This is a genomic window from Sphingobium limneticum (genome assembly GCF_008710165.1).
In the GTDB taxonomy this organism is placed as follows: Bacteria; Pseudomonadota; Alphaproteobacteria; order Sphingomonadales; family Sphingomonadaceae; genus Sphingobium; species Sphingobium limneticum.
The window spans coordinates 85,229-104,024 of record NZ_VYQA01000009.1; the positions used below are offsets into that span (position 1 = coordinate 85,229).

General features: G+C 63.8%; 18 protein-coding genes. 9 read left to right on the top strand and 9 right to left on the bottom strand.

From position 1 onward, the window contains the following. Positions 1–185: 185 nt before the first annotated feature. The 3 genes from F4U95_RS13340 to F4U95_RS13350 form a co-directional block, all read right to left on the bottom strand. Complete coding sequence (locus tag F4U95_RS13340) at positions 186–533, bottom strand: GFA family protein (protein ID WP_150426001.1); 348 nt, start codon at positions 531–533, stop codon at positions 186–188. A gap of 29 nt (positions 534–562) precedes the next feature. Next, the gene (locus F4U95_RS13345; RefSeq protein WP_150426002.1) at positions 563–2,146 is read right to left on the bottom strand and encodes a cisplatin damage response ATP-dependent DNA ligase; all 1,584 of its coding nucleotides are present in this window, start codon (positions 2,144–2,146) and stop codon (positions 563–565) included. A gap of 101 nt (positions 2,147–2,247) precedes the next feature. Next, a complete protein-coding gene (locus F4U95_RS13350; RefSeq protein WP_150426088.1) occupies positions 2,248–3,240 on the bottom strand; it encodes a ligase-associated DNA damage response exonuclease in 993 nt (330 codons plus the stop codon). A 131-nt stretch (positions 3,241–3,371) separates the two neighbouring features. Here F4U95_RS13350 and F4U95_RS13355 point away from each other — a divergent pair, with 131 nt between their 5' ends. The 3 genes from F4U95_RS13355 (at position 3,372) to F4U95_RS13365 (ending at position 5,623) form a co-directional block, all read left to right on the top strand. Beyond that, positions 3,372–4,589 (top strand): BtaA family protein, encoded by a 1,218-nt coding sequence (locus F4U95_RS13355; protein ID WP_150426003.1) that lies wholly within the window; start codon positions 3,372–3,374, stop codon positions 4,587–4,589. After that, positions 4,589–5,233 carry a class I SAM-dependent methyltransferase gene (locus F4U95_RS13360; protein ID WP_150426089.1) on the top strand — a complete coding sequence of 215 codons (645 nt, stop codon included), beginning with the start codon at positions 4,589–4,591 and terminating at the stop codon, positions 5,231–5,233. The genes F4U95_RS13355 and F4U95_RS13360 overlap by 1 nt, the downstream gene beginning before the upstream one ends. Before the next feature lie 144 nt (positions 5,234–5,377). Then, complete coding sequence (locus tag F4U95_RS13365) at positions 5,378–5,623, top strand: GIY-YIG nuclease family protein (protein WP_150426004.1); 246 nt, start codon at positions 5,378–5,380, stop codon at positions 5,621–5,623. A gap of 120 nt (positions 5,624–5,743) precedes the next feature. On the opposite strand, the gene hemA is transcribed toward F4U95_RS13365, so the two are convergent. Next, on the bottom strand, positions 5,744–6,970 hold the full coding sequence (gene hemA, locus F4U95_RS13370) for a 5-aminolevulinate synthase (protein WP_150426005.1): 1,227 nt from the start codon (positions 6,968–6,970) through the stop codon (positions 5,744–5,746). Positions 6,971–7,149: 179 nt separating this feature from the next. Continuing rightward, complete coding sequence (murI, locus tag F4U95_RS13375) at positions 7,150–7,953, bottom strand: glutamate racemase (RefSeq protein ID WP_150426006.1); 804 nt, start codon at positions 7,951–7,953, stop codon at positions 7,150–7,152. A gap of 100 nt (positions 7,954–8,053) precedes the next feature. Here murI and F4U95_RS13380 point away from each other — a divergent pair, with 100 nt between their 5' ends. The 5 genes from F4U95_RS13380 (at position 8,054) to topA (ending at position 13,721) form a co-directional block, all read left to right on the top strand. After that, positions 8,054–8,596, top strand: a complete 543-nt coding sequence (locus F4U95_RS13380) for a sugar O-acetyltransferase (RefSeq protein WP_150426007.1) — start codon at positions 8,054–8,056, stop codon at positions 8,594–8,596. Positions 8,597–8,667: 71 nt separating this feature from the next. Continuing rightward, a complete protein-coding gene (gene plsY / locus F4U95_RS13385) occupies positions 8,668–9,279 on the top strand; it encodes a glycerol-3-phosphate 1-O-acyltransferase PlsY (RefSeq protein WP_150426008.1) in 612 nt (203 codons plus the stop codon). Next, positions 9,276–10,358 (top strand): DNA-processing protein DprA, encoded by a 1,083-nt coding sequence (gene dprA, locus F4U95_RS13390; protein ID WP_150426009.1) that lies wholly within the window; start codon positions 9,276–9,278, stop codon positions 10,356–10,358. The genes plsY and dprA overlap by 4 nt, the downstream gene beginning before the upstream one ends. Beyond that, positions 10,355–11,026, top strand: a complete 672-nt coding sequence (locus F4U95_RS13395; RefSeq protein WP_150426010.1) for a glycerophosphoryl diester phosphodiesterase membrane domain-containing protein — start codon at positions 10,355–10,357, stop codon at positions 11,024–11,026. Before dprA ends, F4U95_RS13395 begins: the two co-directional genes overlap by 4 nt. Positions 11,027–11,123: 97 nt before the next feature. Next, positions 11,124–13,721, top strand: a complete 2,598-nt coding sequence (gene topA / locus F4U95_RS13400) for a type I DNA topoisomerase (protein ID WP_150426011.1) — start codon at positions 11,124–11,126, stop codon at positions 13,719–13,721. 9 nt (positions 13,722–13,730) lie between these two features. Here the strand turns inward: topA and F4U95_RS13405 are convergent, their stop codons facing one another. The 4 genes from F4U95_RS13405 to lepB all read right to left on the bottom strand — a co-directional run bounded on the left by F4U95_RS13405 (position 13,731) and on the right by lepB (position 17,028). Continuing rightward, a complete protein-coding gene (locus tag F4U95_RS13405) occupies positions 13,731–14,447 on the bottom strand; it encodes a GGDEF domain-containing protein (RefSeq protein ID WP_120250090.1) in 717 nt (238 codons plus the stop codon). 57 nt (positions 14,448–14,504) lie between these two features. Beyond that, positions 14,505–15,419 (bottom strand): GTPase Era, encoded by a 915-nt coding sequence (era, locus tag F4U95_RS13410; RefSeq protein WP_150426012.1) that lies wholly within the window; start codon positions 15,417–15,419, stop codon positions 14,505–14,507. Positions 15,420–15,535: 116 nt separating this feature from the next. Continuing rightward, the gene (rnc, locus tag F4U95_RS13415) at positions 15,536–16,207 is read right to left on the bottom strand and encodes a ribonuclease III (RefSeq protein ID WP_120250091.1); all 672 of its coding nucleotides are present in this window, start codon (positions 16,205–16,207) and stop codon (positions 15,536–15,538) included. Beyond that, positions 16,204–17,028 carry a signal peptidase I gene (gene lepB / locus F4U95_RS13420; protein ID WP_150426013.1) on the bottom strand — a complete coding sequence of 275 codons (825 nt, stop codon included), beginning with the start codon at positions 17,026–17,028 and terminating at the stop codon, positions 16,204–16,206. The genes rnc and lepB overlap by 4 nt, the downstream gene beginning before the upstream one ends. A gap of 175 nt (positions 17,029–17,203) precedes the next feature. Here lepB and pgi point away from each other — a divergent pair, with 175 nt between their 5' ends. Then, positions 17,204–18,721 carry a glucose-6-phosphate isomerase gene (gene pgi, locus F4U95_RS13425; protein ID WP_150426014.1) on the top strand — a complete coding sequence of 506 codons (1,518 nt, stop codon included), beginning with the start codon at positions 17,204–17,206 and terminating at the stop codon, positions 18,719–18,721. The last annotated feature ends 75 nt before the right edge of the window (positions 18,722–18,796 follow it).

Below are 18,796 nucleotides of genomic sequence, written 5' to 3' on the forward strand. Positions count from 1 at the left end.
CCTTGGAGGGAGAGAGATATGCAGCCATGGCGACGAAGGAGCCTAGGCGAAGTTGGATGAGGGGGATTGGCGCGAAGCTGGCCTCGTCATGAGACGTTGCGTCCCCCCTCACCCAGCTTCGCCTAAGGCAGCAAGCTGCCAAGTCTGCGCATCTTAATTGCTTTGTCGTGCATTGAGTGAATGCCCTAAAAGCGCGCTCCGTCCACCTTCTGAATGGTCAGTGCGTCGATATCGACCGAGGGCACGCAGCGCAGGTTGATGGCGCGCATGTCGCCTTGGGGCGATTTGCCGAGTGCGAAGGCTTCCGTGCCGCAGCTCCTGCAGAATTGATGCGTGATGGCGTGCTTGTAGAAAAGATAGTCGGTGAGGTGATCCGCGCCGCTTTCCAGCGTGAACTGGTCCGTTGGCACGAAGGCCAGGACGAAGCCCTTGCGGCTGCAATGCGAGCAGTTGCAGCTCATGGCCTCGGTCGGAATGTCGGCCGCGACGCTGAACGTCACCGCGCCACAGTGACAGCTTCCTTCATAGGCCATATCCGTTCTCCCTTTGATCCCATCATGTGTCAGCTGACCAATTTCTTCAAGCCTGCTACCGTATCGGCCTCCGCTGCCGGCTTGTCCTTGCGAATGCGGGCGATGCGGGGAAAGCGCATGGCGAGGCCGGATTTATGGCGCTTGCTGTCGTGGATGCTATCGAACGCCACCTCCAGCACCAGCGTCTTTTCCACTTCGCGCACCGGCCCGAAGCGCGCGACCGTATTCTGGCGGACGAAGCGGTCCAGCCATTTCAGTTCCTCGTCGGTGAAGCCGCTATAGGCCTTGCCCACCGGCAGCAATTCGCCATCCGCCGTCCAGCAGCCGAACGTATAGTCCGAATAGAAGGAGGAGCGTTTGCCATGGCCGCGCTGGGCATACATCATCACGCAGTCGGCGGTGAGCGGATCGCGTTTCCATTTATACCAAAGCGCCGCCTTGCGCCCGGCGACATAGGGGCTGTCGCGGCGCTTGAGCATCACGCCCTCGATCGCGGCATCGCGGGCGCCGGCGCGGATGTCGGCAAGAGCCTCGAAATTAGGAGCGTCGATGATGGACGAAATGTCGAAACGGTTGGGTGACAGCTGTGGCATATAGGCTTCCAGCCGGGCGCGGCGCTGTTCCCATGGCATGGCGCGCAGGTCTTCGTCGCCTTCGATCAACAGATCATAGAGGCGGACGAAGGCGGGATAGTCGGCCATCATCTTTGCGGTGACGGATTTGCGGCCGAGGCGTTGTTGCAGGGCGTTGAAGCTGGCCGCCTCTCCCCCCTGCATGTCGCCACGCACGAGCAGTTCGCCGTCCAGGACGGCATGGCCGGCGAAGGCCTCCGCAATTTCGGGGAAACTGCCACTGATATCGTCGCCTGCGCGGCTGTAGAGGCGGGTTTCGGTGCCGGTGCCGACGATCTGGATACGGATACCGTCCCACTTCCATTCGGCGGCATAATCTTTGAGATCGACGCTGTCGGCCTCCAGCGGGTGGGCCAGCATGAAGGGGCGGAAATAGGGCGTGCCTTCGGGATCCGGGCGGGCGGTGCGACCTTCCGCCCAGTCGAACAGGGCCGCGTAGGGCGGCGACAAAGCGTGCCAGACCTGTTCGACATCATCGACGTCCAAGTCAAAAGCCTGCGCGAAACCGGTCTTGGCCAAGCGGGCCGAGATGCCGACGCGCAAGCCCCCGGTCGCAAGTTTCAGCAGCGCGAAACGGCCGGAAGAGTCCAGATGATCCATCATCTGCGCCAGCATATCGGGCGCAGCGGCGCGGCTGACGCCATGAAGGCGGTCTATGACAGCAGACAGGCTGAGCGAGCCGTCGTCCAGTTCGGCGGGCTGATCCTCCCGTTTGGGCCAGAGCAGGGCGACGGTTTCGGCAAGATCGCCGACATAGTCGCGGGACATTTCGTAGAGGACCGGATCGGTACGGGCGCGGATCATGTCGCCGATGGCGGAGGATTTCACCGCCTTCAGGTCCAGATTGCCGGTCAGCGCCGCCAGTGCCCAGCCCCGGTCGGGATCGGGCGCGGCGCGCATATAGGCGGCGATCAGACCCAGCTTGGCATTGCGGGACCGGGTGTAGACGAGGGCGTCGAGCAGTTGGGAAAAGGCGCGCATACCCTAGTTCCGTTCGCTTCGAGCGTAGTCGAGAAGCAGAAAGAATGGCGCGTGCGTTTCTCGACTGCGCTCGAACGGAACGGAGGTCGTCAACTTATCCATCACCCTTCATCCTCATCTTCGCGGCCGACCAGCGCAAGTGCGCGGGCACGGATCTGATGGGTCATGCACCAGTGGAGCAGCGCTTCTTCCCGGCCGTGGGTGATCCAGGTTTCTGTCGGGGCGACTTCGCGGATCGTGTCGGTCAGTTCGTCCCAGTCGGCATGGTCGGATATGACCAGCGGCAGTTCTACATTCTTCTGCCGCGCGCGCTGTCGTACCCGCATCCAGCCCGACGCCATGGCCGTGATGGGGTCGGGCAGACGGCGGCTCCAGCGATCGTTGAGGGCGGAGGGGGGGGAGACGATGACGTGGCCGCGCATATCCTTCGCGGCCACGCCGGTTGCAGGGCGCAATTCGCCCATGTCGATGCCGAAATCCTGATACAGCGCACACATGCGCTCCATCGCGCCGTGGATATAGATGGGGTCGCGATGACCCCGCGCGCGCAGTTCGCAGATGACCCGTTGCGCCTTCCCCAGAGCATAGGCGCCGACCAGCACGCAGCGATCGGGATTGGCGTGGAGCGCGGCCAGCAGCCGGTCCATCTCGCTGCCCGTATCCGGGTGGCGGAAGACAGGCAGGCCGAACGTCGCTTCGGTCACGAAAATGTCGCAGGGAACCGGCTCGAAGGCTTTGCAGGTCGGGTCCGGGCGACGCTTGTAATCGCCGGTCACGACGACGCGCTCGCCGGCATGGTCCAGCACGATCTGCGCAGAGCCCAGCACATGGCCGGCGGGGACATAACGGATGGTCACGCCGCCCATGCGAACCTCCTCCCCATAATCGACCGCCGTGCCGCTGGCCGTGCCATAGCGCAGCGCCATGATCGCCAGCGTCTCTCGCGTGGCCCAGACATGGCCGTGGCCGCCACGGGCATGATCGGCATGGCCGTGCGTCACCAGGGCGCGTTCCTGCGGCAGGGACGGGTCTATCCACGCATCGGCGGGGCGGACATAGATGCCGGTCGGGTGCGGTTCGATCCAATGGGCCATAGGTGCAGAAGATGGGATGAGGCGTCCGGGTTCCGCAAGGGGCGTCATCGTCGCGTCATCACTTGGTCATGCAGGCGACACGCCATTGCCCTATCGGCGGCCGAACGACACGGCAAAGTAGGATTGCAGCCATGACCGCAGCCGCCCATGATAAAATCACCAACGCGGTGCATCGCCATCGCCACCTGTCGAAGCAGGGCCTGCTGGAGCGCGCCTTTACCTTCGCCTTTCGCGGCCTTGTCTATGCGCAGATATGGGAAGACCCGGCCGTCGATATGGAAGCGCTGGCGATTACGCCCGACAGCCATGTGGTGACGATCGCGTCGGGCGGCTGCAACGTCCTGTCCTACCTGACCGCCGATCCGGCGAAGATCACGGCGGTCGACCTCAACACGGCGCATATCGCACTCAACAAGCTGAAGCTGGCGGCGGCGCGGACGCTGCCCGATCATGCCGCCTTCCACCGTTTCTTCGCGCAGGCCGACAACAAGGCGAATGTCGCCGCCTATAAGAGCGTGGTCGCCCCGCATCTGGACGAAGCGACGCGGCGCTATTGGGAAGGGCGCGACCTGATCGGTCGCCGTCGCATCGGCGGTTTTGCGCGCGGCATCTACAAGCATGGACTGCTGGGTCGCTTCATCGGTGCGGCCCATCTGCTGGCGCGGCTGCATGGCATCAACCCCAAGCGGATGCTGGACGCGCGCAGCCGCGAGGAACAGGTCGAGATTTTCGAGCGCGAGCTGGCGCCGATCTTCGACAAGGGGTTCGTGCGCTGGCTGACCAGCCAGCCGGCCTCGCTCTTTGGCCTGGGCATCCCGCCCGCGCAGTTCGAGGCGCTGGCGGGCGATGATCGCATGGACAATGTGCTGAAGGCGCGGCTGAAGAAGCTGGCCTGCGACTTCGACATGAAGGACAATTATTTCGCAGTACAGGCATTTGGGCGCGGCTATGCAGGGGGCGAGGGGCCGCTGCCGCCCTATTTGCAGGCGACGAACCATGAGGCTGTGCGCGCGCGGGCCGAGCGAGTCGATGTGCGGCACATCAATTTCACCGACTTCCTCGCCAGCCAGCCGGATGCGTCGTGCGACCGCTACATCCTGCTCGACGCGCAGGATTGGATGGACGACGATCAATTGAACGCGCTGTGGGCGCAGATCACGCGGACCGCGAAGCCGGGCGCGCGCGTGCTGTTCCGTACCGCCGGCGAACCCAGCATATTGCCGGGCCGGGTGGTCGATGATGTGCTGAACCGCTGGGAGTATCGGGCGGAAGCGTCGCTGGATTATACAGCGCGCGACCGGTCGGCCATTTATGGCGGCGTCCATCTCTATGTGCTGAAAGGCGCATGATGAGCGGCCATAGCCAGTTGATGGACGGGGTCTATCGTTACCAGCGGCACTTTTACGACCTGACGCGCAAATATTATCTGCTGGGCCGCGACGGCCTGATCGCCGATCTGGACGTACCGGCGGGCGGCGCGGTGCTGGAGATTGGCTGTGGCACCGGGCGCAACCTGATCGCGGTGGGCAAGGCCTGGCCGCAGGCGCGGCTCTGTGGCGTCGATATCAGCGAAGCGATGCTGGACACGGCGCGGGCGTCGGTGGCCAAGGCAGGCATGGGCGACCGGGTGATGCTGGCGCAAGGCGATGCCTGCGGTTTCGATGCGCAGGCGCTCTTTGGCCGCGCGACGTTCGAGCGTGTGTTCATCAGCTATGCGCTGTCGATGATCCCGGAATGGGAAATGGCTCTGGCGCAGGCGGCGCGGTGCGTGGCGCCGGGCGGCAAGCTGGAGATTGTCGACTTCGGTCAGCAGGAGGCGTTGCCTGCGCTGTGGAAGCGGGCGCTGTTTGGGTGGCTGGGCAAGTTTCACGTATCGCCGCGCCGGGAATTGGCGCCCGCGATCGAACGGCTGGCACAGGATATGGGTGGGTTCCCGCATAGCCGGACGCTCTATCGGGGGTATGCCGTGCGGGGTGGGTTGATCCGGGTTTGAGGTTTATCAGTTTGAAGAGGGCGACGGGAATGCGTCTGTCGCTATCATGGTTCCAGCTTATCGCTTCGCCAGGGAATCCGGCCAAAACCCACATCCGTTCGTCCTGAGCTTGTCGAAGGACGCGCTCCGCGGATAGGATGTGGCATGGCATTCCATGCTTATCTTCTTCGGTGCGGCGACGGGTCTTTTTACGCGGGCCATACAGAGGATTTGGAAACGCGCGTCGCTCAACATCAGCAAGGTTTGATCCCCGGATATAGTATTGCGCGCAGGCCGGTGGTTCTGGTCTGGACAGAATCTTTCGGGACGCGGGATGAGGCACTGGCTGCTGAACGCAGGATCAAGGGATGGCGCCGGGCTAAGAAACAAGCCTTGATCGGTGGCGATTGAGAGCGATTGAAATTGCTCGCCCGCACTCGGCAGGATCAATGAGGCCAGGTTAGAGCGCGTCCTTCGACAGGCTCAGGACGAACGGAAGTTGGGGAGGGAAAATCCAGCTCTCCCGCCAACTTACGCCGCCTGACGCGCCGTTTTTTCCAGTTCCAGACGATCCCAGATTTCCGCCAGCGCCGACACCAGGTCGCGCATCATCTCTTCGGTGTGCGCGGGGCCGGGGGTGAAGCGCAGGCGCTCCGTGCCGCGGGGGACGGTGGGGTAGTTGATCGGCTGTACATAGGCGCCATATTCGGCCAGCAAGATATCGCTGATCCGCTTGGCCTTCACCGGGTCGCCGACCATGAGCGGCACGATATGCGTGACCGAGTCCATCACCGGCAGGCCGGCGTCGCGCATCAACTGCTTGAGCTTCGCGGCGGAAGCCTGCTGGCCCTCACGCTCTTCGCTCGACGCCTTGAGGTGACGCACGCTCGCCAGCACGCCCGCGACCAGCACCGGGGACAGCGACGTGGTGAAGATGAAGCCCGGCGCATAGCTGCGGATCACGTCGATGATCATCTGGTCGGCGGCGATATAGCCGCCCATGACACCGAACGCCTTGCCCAGCGTGCCTTCGATGATGGTCAGGCGGTCCGCGACATCGTCCCGCTCCGAAATACCGCCGCCGCGCGCGCCATACATGCCCACGGCATGGACTTCGTCGAGATAGGTGAGGGCGTTATATTCGTCGGCGAGATCGCAGATCGCAGCGATGGGCGCGACGTCGCCGTCCATCGAATAGACGCTTTCGAAAGCGATCAGCTTGGGCGCTTCGGGGTCTTCGGCCGCCAGCAATTCACGCAGATGATCGACGTCGTTATGACGGAAGACGCGCTTCTCGCAGCCCGAATTGCGGATTCCCGCAATCATCGAGGCGTGATTCAGTTCGTCCGAGAAGATGATGCAGCCGGGCAGCAGCTTGGCAAGCGTGGAGAGCGTCGCTTCGTTCGAGACATAGCCCGAGGTGAAGAGCAGAGCGCCTTCCTTGCCATGCAGGTCGGCCAGTTCGCCTTCCAGATCGATATGATAATGGGTGTTGCCGCCGATATTGCGGGTGCCGCCGGAGCCGGCGCCGACATCGTGCAACGCTTCCTCCATGGCGGCGACGACCTTGGGATGCTGACCCATGGCGAGATAGTCGTTGGAACACCAGACGGTGATGGGCTTGGGCCCGTTATGGCCGTGGAAGCAGCGGGCGTTGGGATAGGCCCCGCGATTGCGCAGGATGTCGATGAACACGCGATAGCGACCTTCTTCATGGAGCCGGTCGATCGCCTGCGAAAAGATGTGCTTGTAGTTCACTACGCTTCTTCCCGTTTCATTCGCGCGCGTCATTTTTTATCGCTACGCCATCCTCTGCCGATGCCGCATTTAACCGCGCATTCCCGTCATTACCAGCGATAACCGCTCGCAACTTTAGGGAGAAATACCTATCAGACTGATCGAACCCTTTGGCCATTGGACAAAAGGCCCATGGCTTTTCAAAGCGCGTCGATGCGATCAAGACCATAGCTGGCGAGCGCCGGGCGCAAGGCTTCCTGCTTTTCATCGACACGGGTGAAGACCGCTATGCCGGGCGCTGGCGCGTCGGGCCAGGGCTGGCCTTGGGTCAGATATTGGATGCGCCGGGCGATGCCTTCGCCGCCATGGACGAAGCCCATGGGGTGGGGTGCGGCGGCGGCCAGTTCCTGTTCGACCAAAGGGAAATGGGTACAGGCCAGAACGACCATGTCCATCCGGTCGCCGCCCGGCTGGTCGATGAGGCCATGGAGCGCATCGCGGGCGACCTGCGGGTCGAGCGGTTCGCCACGCAGCTTCGCTTCGGCCAGTTGCACCAGCGCAGCCGAGCCATGGCGTAGCACGATACAGTCCGCGCCGTGTTCGGCAGCGAGGCGATCGACATATGGCTGGCGTACCGTAGCGTCGGTGCCGAGCACGCCGAAAACCCGGCTTTTGGAGAGCAGGGCGGCGGGTTTGATCGCCGGAACGGTGCCGACGACGGGTATATCGAGCGCGGCGCGGACATGCTGAAGCGCGATGGTGGACGCCGTGTTGCAGGCGATGACGGCGAGGCGCGGTCGGTAACGCTCGACCAGCCGGCCGAGCAGAGCTGGCACGCGGGCGGCGATTTCCGCTTCGCTCTTCGTACCGTAAGGAAAGCCTGCACTGTCGGCGGCGTAGACGATCCGGGCAGTGGGCAACGCCGCACGGGCAGGGGCCAGGATGGATAGCCCCCCTACGCCGGAATCGAAGAAGAGGATGGGAGCGTCTGGTGCGACCGTCATGGCTGGCTGTGTCGCTTCATGGACGCGGAGTGTCAACGCCCTGCGCTTGCAAATGACCCGCCCGACTGTCACTTCGCCGATCCATATCAGGGAGATAATGATGGCCGAGCGCAGCATGAAGCAGAAGATGATCGCGGGGGAACCCTATCATGCCAATGACGCGGAGATCATCGCCGACCAGCTAGCGGCGGCGGAATGGATGCAGCGGTTCAACGCGACCCTGCCACCCGAGCGGGAGGCGCTGCTGCGCGAGCGGCTGGGCAAGCTGGGCGCGGGATCGACCATCAGGCCGCCTTTCCATTGCGATTATGGCTTCAACATCTTTCTGGGCGATGGCGTGTTCCTGAACTTCAACTGCGTCATCCTGGACGTGGTGGAAGTCACGATCGGCAATGGCACGCAGATCGGCGCGGGCGTGCAGATATTGACCGCCGACCATCCGCGCGATCCCGCGGCGCGCGCCACCGGTATCGAATGGGGCCGGCCGATCCGCATCGGGCGCAACGTATGGATCGGCGGCGGGGCGATCATCCTGCCAGGCGTGTCCATTGGCGACGATGCGCTCATCGGTGCCGGTAGCGTCGTGACGCGCGACGTGCCTGCGGGTGCAACGGTGGTCGGCAATCCGGCGCGGGTGCGTTAAGCGCATCCTAACCCCATTGCTCCGCGCGTCTGTCACGCTATGGTCGCGTGCAACATTTACTGGCGAATTGCATGACACCTCCCTGGCTTCTTCCCGCTTTCGTGCTCGTGCTGGGCTATCTGCTCGGCTCCATCCCCTTTGGCCTGATCCTGACCCGTGTCACCGGTGCCGGCGACCTGCGGCAGATCGGGTCGGGCAATATCGGCGCGACCAATGTGCTGCGCACCGGGCGCAAGGGGCTGGCGGCAGCGACCTTGCTGCTGGACCTGCTCAAGGGCGCGGCGGCGGTGCTGATCAGCGCCTGGCTGGTCGATGGTGGCGGACCCATGGCAGGCGCAATGGCTTTTATCGGCCATTGCTATCCCGTGTGGCTGCGCTTTGCCGGGGGCAAGGGCGTGGCGACGATGATGGGCGTGGTGACGGCGATGTTCTGGCCGGCCGGCTGTATCTTTGCGGCGGTTTGGCTGGCGGCGCTGTTCGGGACCAAATGGTCGTCGGTCGGCGGCATGGCGGCGGCGATCAGTGCGCCGATCGCCATGTGGGCGTTCGGGCGGATCGACCTGGTGCCGGTCGCCCTCGCGCTTGCGCTGATCGTGCTGTGGCGGCATCGCGCAAATATCAGCCGGCTGATGAAGGGTGAGGAGCCCAAGATCGGCACTTCCAAAGGCGCCGCCACCGAATGAGTGAGCGGGAGCGGTTCGACCGGCTGCGGCTCATCCGCTCCCCCCGGATCGGTCCGGTCAGCTATCGACAATTGCTCGCCCGCTTCGGTACGGCAACCGAAGCGCTGCGCGCCATTCCCGATCTGGCGGCGCGCGGCGGCGGGCGGGCAACCGTGGCCGATGCCGGCACGGTGGAAAAGGAAATCGCGCAAAGCCGCGCGCTGGGCGCCCGCTATCTGCTGATGGGCGACGCCGATTATCCCGCGCTGCTGGAGGCGTTCGACGGGGCACCGCCGGCGCTGATCCTGCGCGGTGATGCGGCGCTGGCCGCCGGGCAGTGCATCGCCATCGTCGGCGCGCGCAATGCGTCGGCCGCCGCCTGCCGCTTCGCCCGCAGCCTGGCGCAGGATCTGGGGCAGCGCGGTGCGATCACCGTGTCCGGGCTGGCGCGCGGCATCGATACGGAGGCGCATCGCGGGTCGATCGACAGCGGAACGATCGCGGTGATCGCATGCGGCATCGACATCGCCTTCCCGCCGGAAAATGCTGCGCTTCAAGAGCAGATCGCCGGACAGGGACTGGTCGTGACCGAGCATCCACCCGGTACCCAGCCATTGGCCCGACATTTCCCGGCGCGCAATCGCATCATCGCGGGACTAGCGCTGGGTACGGTGGTGGTGGAGGCGGCGCCGAAATCCGGTTCGCTCATCACCGCACGACTGGCGGCCGAGGCCGGGCGAGAGGTGATGGCCGTGCCGGGATCCCCGCTCGATCCGCGCGCGCAGGGATGCAACCAGTTGATCCGCGACGGCGCGATCCTGATCCAGCATGCCGCCGACATATTGGAAGCGGTGGGCAGCATCGACCCGCGCATGGTGCGGCAGGAGAGTTTCGACTTTATCGGGCAACCGGTGTCGAGCGATGTAGCCGAACAGGAGCGAGCGACGGTGATCGGCCTGCTGGGATCCGCGCCGGTGCCGATCGACGAAGTCATCCGCCTGTCCGGCCTGTCGCCGGGCGTGGTGCAGACGGTGCTGCTGGAACTGGAATTGGCGGGGCGGACCGACCGTCATTCAGGAGGAAAGATATCCCTGTCATGAGCGATGCTGCACAACGTCTGGATATTGGCGGGACATTGTCGGCCGCCATGGTGGCGATAACCGACAATATCGGTCGCTATGGCGCCATGGCGCTGGTGATGGCGGCCCTGGGTGGCGCGGTGGACACCTATGCGCCGCGGGCCGGCAACATGATCGGCAATGTCGCGCTGTTCTTCCTGTCGGTGCTGGCGGTTTTCCACACGTTACAGGCGCGGTTGCCTGGCGTCGCGATCAGGCCGCGTTTCGGTGCGGCTTTCGGTTTCAGCCTGCTTACCAACCTGGCCGTCATCTTCGGGTTGCTCCTGCTGATCGTGCCGGGGCTGATGATGCTGGCTCGCTGGGCGGTCGGCCTGCCGGCCCTGCTGCGCGAGGATCTGAGCGTATCGGAGGCGATGGGGCGCAGCAGCCAGCTGACGCAGGGCAACCGCTGGCGGATATTGGGGCTGGGTCTACTGATCTGGACACCGTTCCTGATCGTCATGATCCTGGTCGGTGGGCTGATATCCGTCATGATTGGCGATCAAAGTCTGGATTCGCTGCCGTTCAACATGCTCGTCAACCTGATGGCAGCCGGCGCGACGATCCTGAGCGGCATATGCTGGACTCTGGCCTATCTGACGCTGTCGGGTGACGCGGACGAGAGCGCCCTGGCCGATATCTTTGCCTGAGGCGGGAATAGCGTCCGGTAATGACTGGGTTGACGCGCCCCGCCACCACCCTACAGACTCGCGCGTGTACGTGAGAGATTTCCAAGCCGGGGCCTGAATGCAACTTGTCATCGTCGAATCGCCCGCCAAGGCGAAGACCATCGAGAAATATCTGGGCGGCGATTTCCACGTCCTCGCCAGCTACGGTCATATCCGCGACCTGCCGGCCAAGGACGGATCGGTGGACCCGGACGACGGCTTTGCCATGTCGTGGGAAAATTATGGCGACAAGGGCAAGCAGCTGAAAGCCATTGCCGACGCGTCCAAGAAGGCGACGCGATTGATCCTGGCGACTGACCCTGATCGCGAAGGGGAGGCGATCAGCTGGCATGTGCAGGAAGTGCTGCGCGCCAAGAAGGCGCTGCCGTCGGTCGTGGAGCGGGTGACGTTCAACGCCATTACCAAGGCGGCCGTGCTGGACGCGATGGCCAAGCCCCGCGCGCTGGACGAGGATCTGATCGACGCGTACCGCGCGCGCCGCGCGCTCGACTATCTGGTGGGCTTCACCCTGTCGCCGGTGCTGTGGCGCAAGCTGCCTGGCGCGAAGTCGGCCGGTCGTGTGCAATCGGTCGCTTTGCGGCTGGTGGTGGAGCGCGAGCGTGAGATCGAGAGCTTTACGCCGCAGGAATATTGGTCGGTCGCGGCCGAAATGGAGCAGGGCGGGCAGGGCTTTACCGCGCGCCTCGTCCGCTGGAAGGGCGAGAAGATCGAGCGCCTGACCATCGGCAAGGAAGGCGACGCCATGGCGGCCAAGGCCGATGTGGAAGCCGGGCGCTTTACCGTCGACAAGGTCGAGACGAAGCCGGTCAGCCGCAATCCTCCTGCGCCGTTCACGACGTCGACCTTGCAGCAGGAAGCCGCGCGCAAGCTGGGTTTCTCCGCCAGCCACACGATGCGGATCGCGCAGCAGCTCTACGAAGACGGCGCGATCACTTACATGCGTACCGACGGCGTGCAGATGGACGGCAGCGCCATTTCCGCCGCGCGCAAGGCGATCGCGGAGCGCTATGACGGCGGATATCTGCCCGAAAAGCCGCGCCAATATCAGACCAAGGCCAAGAATGCGCAGGAAGCGCACGAGGCTATTCGCCCGACCGAGTTTCATCGTGACAAGGTAGGGTCGGGCGATCATGCGCGCCTGTACGACCTGATCTTCAAGCGGGCGCTGGCAAGCCAGATGGCGTCGGCCCGGCTGGAACGCACGACGATCGATCTGGTCGAACAGACCGGCCAGCATGCGCTGCGCGCCACCGGACAGGTGGTGATCTTCCCTGGTTTCCTTGCGCTCTATGAAGAGGGACGGGATGACAGCGATGACGACGACAGCAAGCTGCTGCCGCGCATGAGCGAGGGCGATGTGCCGGCCAAGAAAAAAGTCACGGCCGACCAGCATTTCACCCAGCCGCCGCCGCGCTATTCCGAAGCGTCGCTGGTCAAGCGTCTGGAAGAATTGGGGATCGGGCGTCCGTCCACCTATGCTTCCACGCTTCAGGTGCTGAAAGACCGCGACTATGTGCGGATCGAGAAGAACCGATTCTTCGCCGAGGAAAGCGGACGGCTGGTCACGGCGTTTCTGGAACGCTTCTTCGAACGCTATGTGTCCTATGATTTCACGGCGGGACTGGAAGACGAGCTGGACGATATTTCCGGCGGCCGTGCCCAGTGGCAGGCCGTGCTGGAAGCCTTCTGGCGCGATTTCAAGCCCAAGACGGCCGAGATCATGGAGCAGAAGCCGTCCGACATCACGGCGGAGCTGGACAAGTTTCTGGAGCCGATGCTGTTTCCGCCCAAGGCAGACGGCAGCAATCCGCGTGCCTGCCCGCTGTGCGCGGATGGGCAATTGTCGCTGCGTGGCGGTCGGTTCGGGGCGTTCATTGCCTGCTCCAACTATCCCGAGTGCAAATATACCCGCAAATTCGGTCAGCCGGGCGGCAGCGAAGGTGCGGATACGGGCCCGGAAATATTGGGCCAGCATCCCGAAACCGGGCAGGATATCGTCAGGAAATCCGGCCGCTTTGGTCCCTATATCGAAATGGGGGAGGGCAAGGAGGCCAAGCGTGGCTCCATTCCCAAGGATCTGCCCGATGGCGAGATGACGCTGGACTGGGCGGTCAAGCTGTTGAGCCTGCCGCGTGAGGTCGGTCTGCATCCGGAGACGGGCAAGCCGATCGTGGCCAATATCGGGCGCTTTGGCCCCTATCTGCTGCACGACGGCAAATATGGGCGTCTGGCGAACACGGCCGAGATTTTCGAGGTCGGCATGAACAGCGCCGTCGTGAAGCTGGCCGAAGCCGCGAACCGGGGTGGCCGGTCGAGCGGCGGGCGCGAGCCGCTGAAGATACTGGGCGCGCATCCGCGTACCGAGGCCGAGATCAAGCTGATGGAAGGCCGCTATGGCGCCTATGTCACCGATGGCACGACCAATGCGACGCTGCCCAAGACGGTGGACAAGGATCAGCTGACGCTGGAGGAAGCGGCGCAGTTGATCGACGCGCGCGCCGCAGCGGCACCGGCCAAGAAGGGCAAAAAGGCCCCAGCCAAGAAGAAGGCCGCGCCCAAAAAGGATGCGGCCGAAAAGAAGCCCGCAGCCAAGAAGCCTGCCGCCAAGAAAGCACCGGCTAAAAAGAAAGCTGCAGCGGCCGAAACGGCCGAATAAACAATCCGCTCAGGCGGCGCGGCGCACCTGGTTGCGACCGCCCGTCTTAGCGGCATACATTGCGAGGTCGGCCAGATGCAGGCTGGCCTCGATCGGCTGGGCCGGATCGGACGCGCTCAGACCGATGCTGGCGGTGACGCGGACCGTTCCGCCCGTGGGCGCGCGGACCCGCAGCGACTGGATCGATATGCGCACGAGCTCGGCCCGTCGCTCTGCCTGATCCTCGTTACAGTCGATCAGGCAGGCGGCAAATTCCTCGCCGCCCAGCCGTCCGCAAAGGTCGGTCGGGCGCAGAGCATCGGCGATGGCACGGGCCACGTCATGCAGCACTGCATCGCCGGTCTGATGGCCATGATCGTCGTTGAAGCGTTTGAAATGATCGATATCGATCAGCAGATACCAATTGTCAGGCTGCCGGTGGACCTGCCCCGCCCGGTTCAAGAAGGCGTTGCGGCTCAGCAGGCCGGTCAGCCCGTCAATGTCGGCCAGCCGCGCCAGTTCGGCCACGCGCAATTCCAGTTCCTGACGCAACCGGCGATTTTCTTCCCCCTGGCGAACGAGCAGCACGCAGACTGGGGTCGATATGCTGCCCGAGCAGAAAATGCCGACGCCGAAATAGCGTAGCGGGATGAACATGCCGGGGATGGCCGACACGATGGCCATGATGATGATCGTCCCGAAAACAGAGACGCCGACGGCAAAGACGATTTTCTGCTTCGGACCCATGCAACGGGGCCGTAACGAGATAAGGTAAAGGATGGATTTACCTTATCTCGCCTTTCGTCATTCGACCCAGTCCAATCCGATATCGCGATAGATGCCGCGATCATCCTCCCAATCTTCCTTCACCTTGACGTGGAGGTAGAGGTGAACCTTCACGCCCAGCAGATTGGCCAGTTCGGCGCGGGCCTTCGACCCGATTTCCTTCAGCCGTTGCCCGCCCTTGCCCAGCACGATCGCGCGCTGGGTCGGGCGGCCGACCAGGATCTGTTGATGGATTTCGACCGAACCGTCGTCGCGCTCCTTATACTGCTCGGTATCGACCGCGGCGGCATAGGGAAGTTCGGCATGCAGCTGGTGATAGAGCTGTTCGCGGGTGATTTCGGCCGCCAGCATGCGGTCGGTGGCGTCCGACACCTGATCCTCAGGGAAGTGCCACGGACCTTCCGGCATCGCGTTCGCAAAGGCGGTCTTGAGTTCGGGCAGGCCATCGCCGGTCCCGGCCGACACGAAATAGATTTCGTCGAAACCCAGCTGATCGTTCAGCTTTTGCGTGTGGACCAGCAGCCGTTCCTTGGTGGCGATATCCACCTTGTTGATGATCAGCCACTTGCGTTCGGTGCGATGCTTGAGCGCTTCGATGATCGGCTCCAGCTTGGGGCCAAGGCCCGCCTTGCCGTCGATGACCATCGCGATCAGGTCCGCGCCCTGCGCGCCGCCCCAGGCAGCCTGCACCATGGCGCGGTCCAGCCGGCGCTTGGGCGCGAAGACGCCGGGCGTATCGACCAGCACCAGTTGCGCGTCGCCCTCGATCGCGACGCCCATCACGCGGGTGCGGGTGGTCTGCGCCTTGGGACTGGTGATCGCCACCTTCTGCCCCACAAGCGCATTCACCAGCGTGGACTTGCCCGCATTGGGCGCGCCGACTATGGCAATGACGCCGCAGCGCTGGGATGACTGCAATTCCGAACTTTCCAAATTAAACTCCGTTCGCCTATCGCGAGCTCGTCATCCCGACGAAAGCCGGGATCCCGGGTCAAGCCCGGGATGACGATGATGTTGTAGGCCTTTTATGCTTTGAGAGGAAGCTGGACCTAACCCGCCAGTTTTTCCAGCAGGGCTTTGGCCGCTGCCGTTTCCGCTTCCTGCTTGGATCCACCCGTCGCCACCGCTTCGCCCGCGCCCTTGATCGAGACGGTCACGGTGAAGCGCAGCGCGTGGTGCGGGCCGGATCGGTCGGTCAGCACATATTCGGGCGGCTTGCGCTTGTTGGCGGCGGCCCATTCCTGAAGATAGGATTTGGGGTGACGGGGCGCGCTGGTCTGGGTATCGACCCGGTCGCCCCACAGGCGGCGAACCAAGGCGCGCGCTTCCTCCAGCCCGCCTTCCAGATAAAGCGCGCCGATCAGCGCCTCCATCACGTCACCCAGCACATTGTCGCTGTCGGCGGCGCCATCGTCGCGGGCCTGCTTGCCCAGCACCAGATGGATGGGGACGCCGGCGGTGCGCGCGACTTCGGCGCAGGTTTCTCCCGAAACCAGCGCATTGAAACGGCGCGACAGCTTGCCTTCGGGTTCGTCGGTGAACCGGTCAAACAGCCATTCGCCGATCAGCAAGCCCAGGATGCGGTCGCCCAGAAATTCCAGACGCTCATAATTGACCGCCTTGGCGCTGCCATGGGTCAGCGCCTGTTCGAACCGCGTAGGGTTGGTCGGTGCGCGGCCGATCAGGGCCTTCAGCCAGGATGCAGTGTCAGGCTTGCTCAAAAGCCTTCCCCGATCCGGCTCCACCGCGCGGCGGTGAACCAGGTCCAGGGCAGCAGCCAGTTGGCGCTACCATCGGTCGAGAAGACGGAAATCACCGCCTTGCCCACCAGATTTTCTTCGGGGACGAGGCCGATGCCGCCGCCTTCAACCGCCGGGAAACGGCTGTCGGCGCTGCGATCGCGATTGTCGCCCATCATGAAGAGATGACCCTGCGGCACCAGCACGGTGTCGCGATCGTCAGCCGCGCCGTCGGGCAGCAGGTCGAGGACATTGTAGCTTTTCCCGCCGGGCAGCGTCTCGCGGAACTGCGGATAGCGGCATTGTTTGCCGCCATCGGGGGCTGCTTCCTCGAAATCGGGGCGATAGCAGGGGGAGGGCGCGCCTTCCTTCGTCGCGGCATCGACCATGTTGGGCGTGACCGGGATGACCAGGTCGGCGACCTTCTGCTTGGGGATGGCCTGTCCGTTCAGATAGACGGTCCCGCCGCGCACCGCGATCATATCACCGGGCAGGCCAATCACGCGCTTGATATAATCATTCTTCTGCGTCGGTGGCGCCTTGAACACCACCACGTCGCCACGCTCCGGCGTGGACGCCAGGATGCGGCCGGGGATTAGCGGGATGCTGAACGGCAGCGAATAGCGCGAATAGCCATAGGGCCATTTGGCCACCAGCAGATAGTCGCCGATCAGCAGGCGCGGCTGCATGGATTCCGACGGAATGTTGAACGGCGAAATGATGAAGCTGCGCAGGATGAAGACGAACAGCCCGAGCTTGGCGAGAAACCAGAGAAAGTCCCGCGTTTCCGATTTGGCAGTCATGGAATGTCGTCTGGTCCCTTACATGAGCCGATAAAGCGGCCGAGGCGGCTTGTGGAGCCTGTTACAGGACGCGTCAAGCGGTCCTTGCCGATGCAAAGCGCGCCGCTTTGGGCTAAGCATAGCGGGAATCGACCGGTGCAGCGTCGATATCGACCAACGTCATAGAGGAAATTGCATGACCAGCCCTGCACAGCCGAGTTCTTTGGCCGCCATCGCGGCGCTGCCCAAAGCCGACCTCAAATCCATTTTCACCACCGATACCGATCGCCTGTCCAAGCTGGTGCTGAGCCAGGGACCGATCCGGTTCGACTGGTCCAAGACCCATCTGACCGACGATCTGCTGGCCGGTTTCCTTGACCTGGCGCAGGAGCAGGATTTTGCCGGATGGCGCGACGCGCTGTTCGCTGGGCAGGCTGTCAACAACAGCGAAGGCCGCGCCGCCGAACATCCCGCCGAACGCGGTGAGGGCAATGCCGACAGCGTCGCCCATGCCAAGATGCTGCATCAGCGGATGCGCGGCCTGGTCGACGCGATTGAGGCGGGCGCGCTGGGCGAAGTCCGCCATATTCTGCATATCGGCATCGGCGGGTCCGCGCTTGGCCCCAAGCTGATCGTCGATGCGCTGGACGGCGATGGCGTGCGCTATGATGTGGCGATCGTGTCCAATGTGGACGGCACCGCGCTGGAGCGGGCGCTCGAAGGGTTCGATCCGCACACGACCCTGATCGCGATCGCGTCCAAAACCTTCACCACCAGTGAGACGATGCTGAACGCGGCGAGCGCGATCAACTGGATGGTCGAGGCCGGCGTTGACGACCCCTATGGCAAGGTGATCGCACTGACTGCCGCGCCGGAAAAGGCGATGGAATGGGGCGTGGACGAAACCCGCATCCTGCCCTTTGCCGAGAGCGTGGGCGGGCGTTATTCGCTCTGGTCGTCCATCGGTTTTCCGGCCGCGATGGCGCTGGGCTGGGACGCGTTCGAAAGCCTGCTGGAGGGCGCGGCGGCGATGGATCGCCATTTCCGCCTGTCCCCGCTGGCCGAAAATGCGCCGCTGATCGCGGCGTTCGTCGATCAATATTATGCACGGGTGCAGGGTTATCAGACGCGCGCTTTGTTCGCTTATGACGAGCGGCTGGCGCTGCTGCCCTCCTATCTCCAGCAGTTGGAGATGGAGAGCAACGGCAAGAGCGTGACCCGCGACAATCAGCCGGTCGTGGGACCGACCGCACCGATCACCTGGGGCGGGGTGGGCACCGACGCGCAGCATGCGGTGTTCCAACTGCTGCATCAAGGTACGGTGATTTCTCCGGTCGAATTCATCGCCTCGATCGAGCCGGGCCATGTGCTGGACCCGGCGCATCACCGCGCACTGTTGGTCAACTGCTTCGCACAGGGCGCGGCGTTGCTGCGCGGCAAGGAGAATGCGGACGATCCGGCGCGCGCCTATCCCGGCAACCGGCCGTCGACCACCATCCTGCTGGACGATGTGACCCCCGAAGCGCTGGGCGCGCTGATCGCTTTCTATGAGCATCGCACCTTCGCCAATGCCGTGTTGATGGGGATCAATCCCTTCGACCAGTTCGGCGTGGAACTGGGGAAGGAAATCGCCAAGTCGATCGAAGCCGATGGGGCGACTGGCTTCGACCCGTCGACCATGGCGCTGATCGAGTTGGCGCTGGGCGGCGAATAACCAACACGGCCGTTCGTTTCGAGCGAAGTCGGGAGACGCCAGTGCAGCGCTTCCGTTTCTCGACACGCTCGAAGC

Coding starts and splice junctions, on each gene's coding strand:
- F4U95_RS13340 (WP_150426001.1), bottom strand. CDS start 533: ATGGCCTATGAAGGAAGCTGTCACTGTGGCGCGGTGACGTTCAGCGTC.
- F4U95_RS13345 (WP_150426002.1), bottom strand. CDS start 2,146: ATGCGCGCCTTTTCCCAACTGCTCGACGCCCTCGTCTACACCCGGTCC.
- F4U95_RS13350 (WP_150426088.1), bottom strand. CDS start 3,240: ATGGCCCATTGGATCGAACCGCACCCGACCGGCATCTATGTCCGCCCC.
- F4U95_RS13355 (WP_150426003.1), top strand. CDS start 3,372: ATGACCGCAGCCGCCCATGATAAAATCACCAACGCGGTGCATCGCCAT.
- F4U95_RS13360 (WP_150426089.1), top strand. CDS start 4,589: ATGAGCGGCCATAGCCAGTTGATGGACGGGGTCTATCGTTACCAGCGG.
- F4U95_RS13365 (WP_150426004.1), top strand. CDS start 5,378: ATGGCATTCCATGCTTATCTTCTTCGGTGCGGCGACGGGTCTTTTTAC.
- murI (WP_150426006.1), bottom strand. CDS start 7,953: ATGACGGTCGCACCAGACGCTCCCATCCTCTTCTTCGATTCCGGCGTA.
- F4U95_RS13380 (WP_150426007.1), top strand. CDS start 8,054: ATGGCCGAGCGCAGCATGAAGCAGAAGATGATCGCGGGGGAACCCTAT.
- plsY (WP_150426008.1), top strand. CDS start 8,668: ATGACACCTCCCTGGCTTCTTCCCGCTTTCGTGCTCGTGCTGGGCTAT.
- dprA (WP_150426009.1), top strand. CDS start 9,276: ATGAGTGAGCGGGAGCGGTTCGACCGGCTGCGGCTCATCCGCTCCCCC.
- F4U95_RS13395 (WP_150426010.1), top strand. CDS start 10,355: ATGAGCGATGCTGCACAACGTCTGGATATTGGCGGGACATTGTCGGCC.
- topA (WP_150426011.1), top strand. CDS start 11,124: ATGCAACTTGTCATCGTCGAATCGCCCGCCAAGGCGAAGACCATCGAG.
- F4U95_RS13405 (WP_120250090.1), bottom strand. CDS start 14,447: ATGGGTCCGAAGCAGAAAATCGTCTTTGCCGTCGGCGTCTCTGTTTTC.
- lepB (WP_150426013.1), bottom strand. CDS start 17,028: ATGACTGCCAAATCGGAAACGCGGGACTTTCTCTGGTTTCTCGCCAAG.
- pgi (WP_150426014.1), top strand. CDS start 17,204: ATGACCAGCCCTGCACAGCCGAGTTCTTTGGCCGCCATCGCGGCGCTG.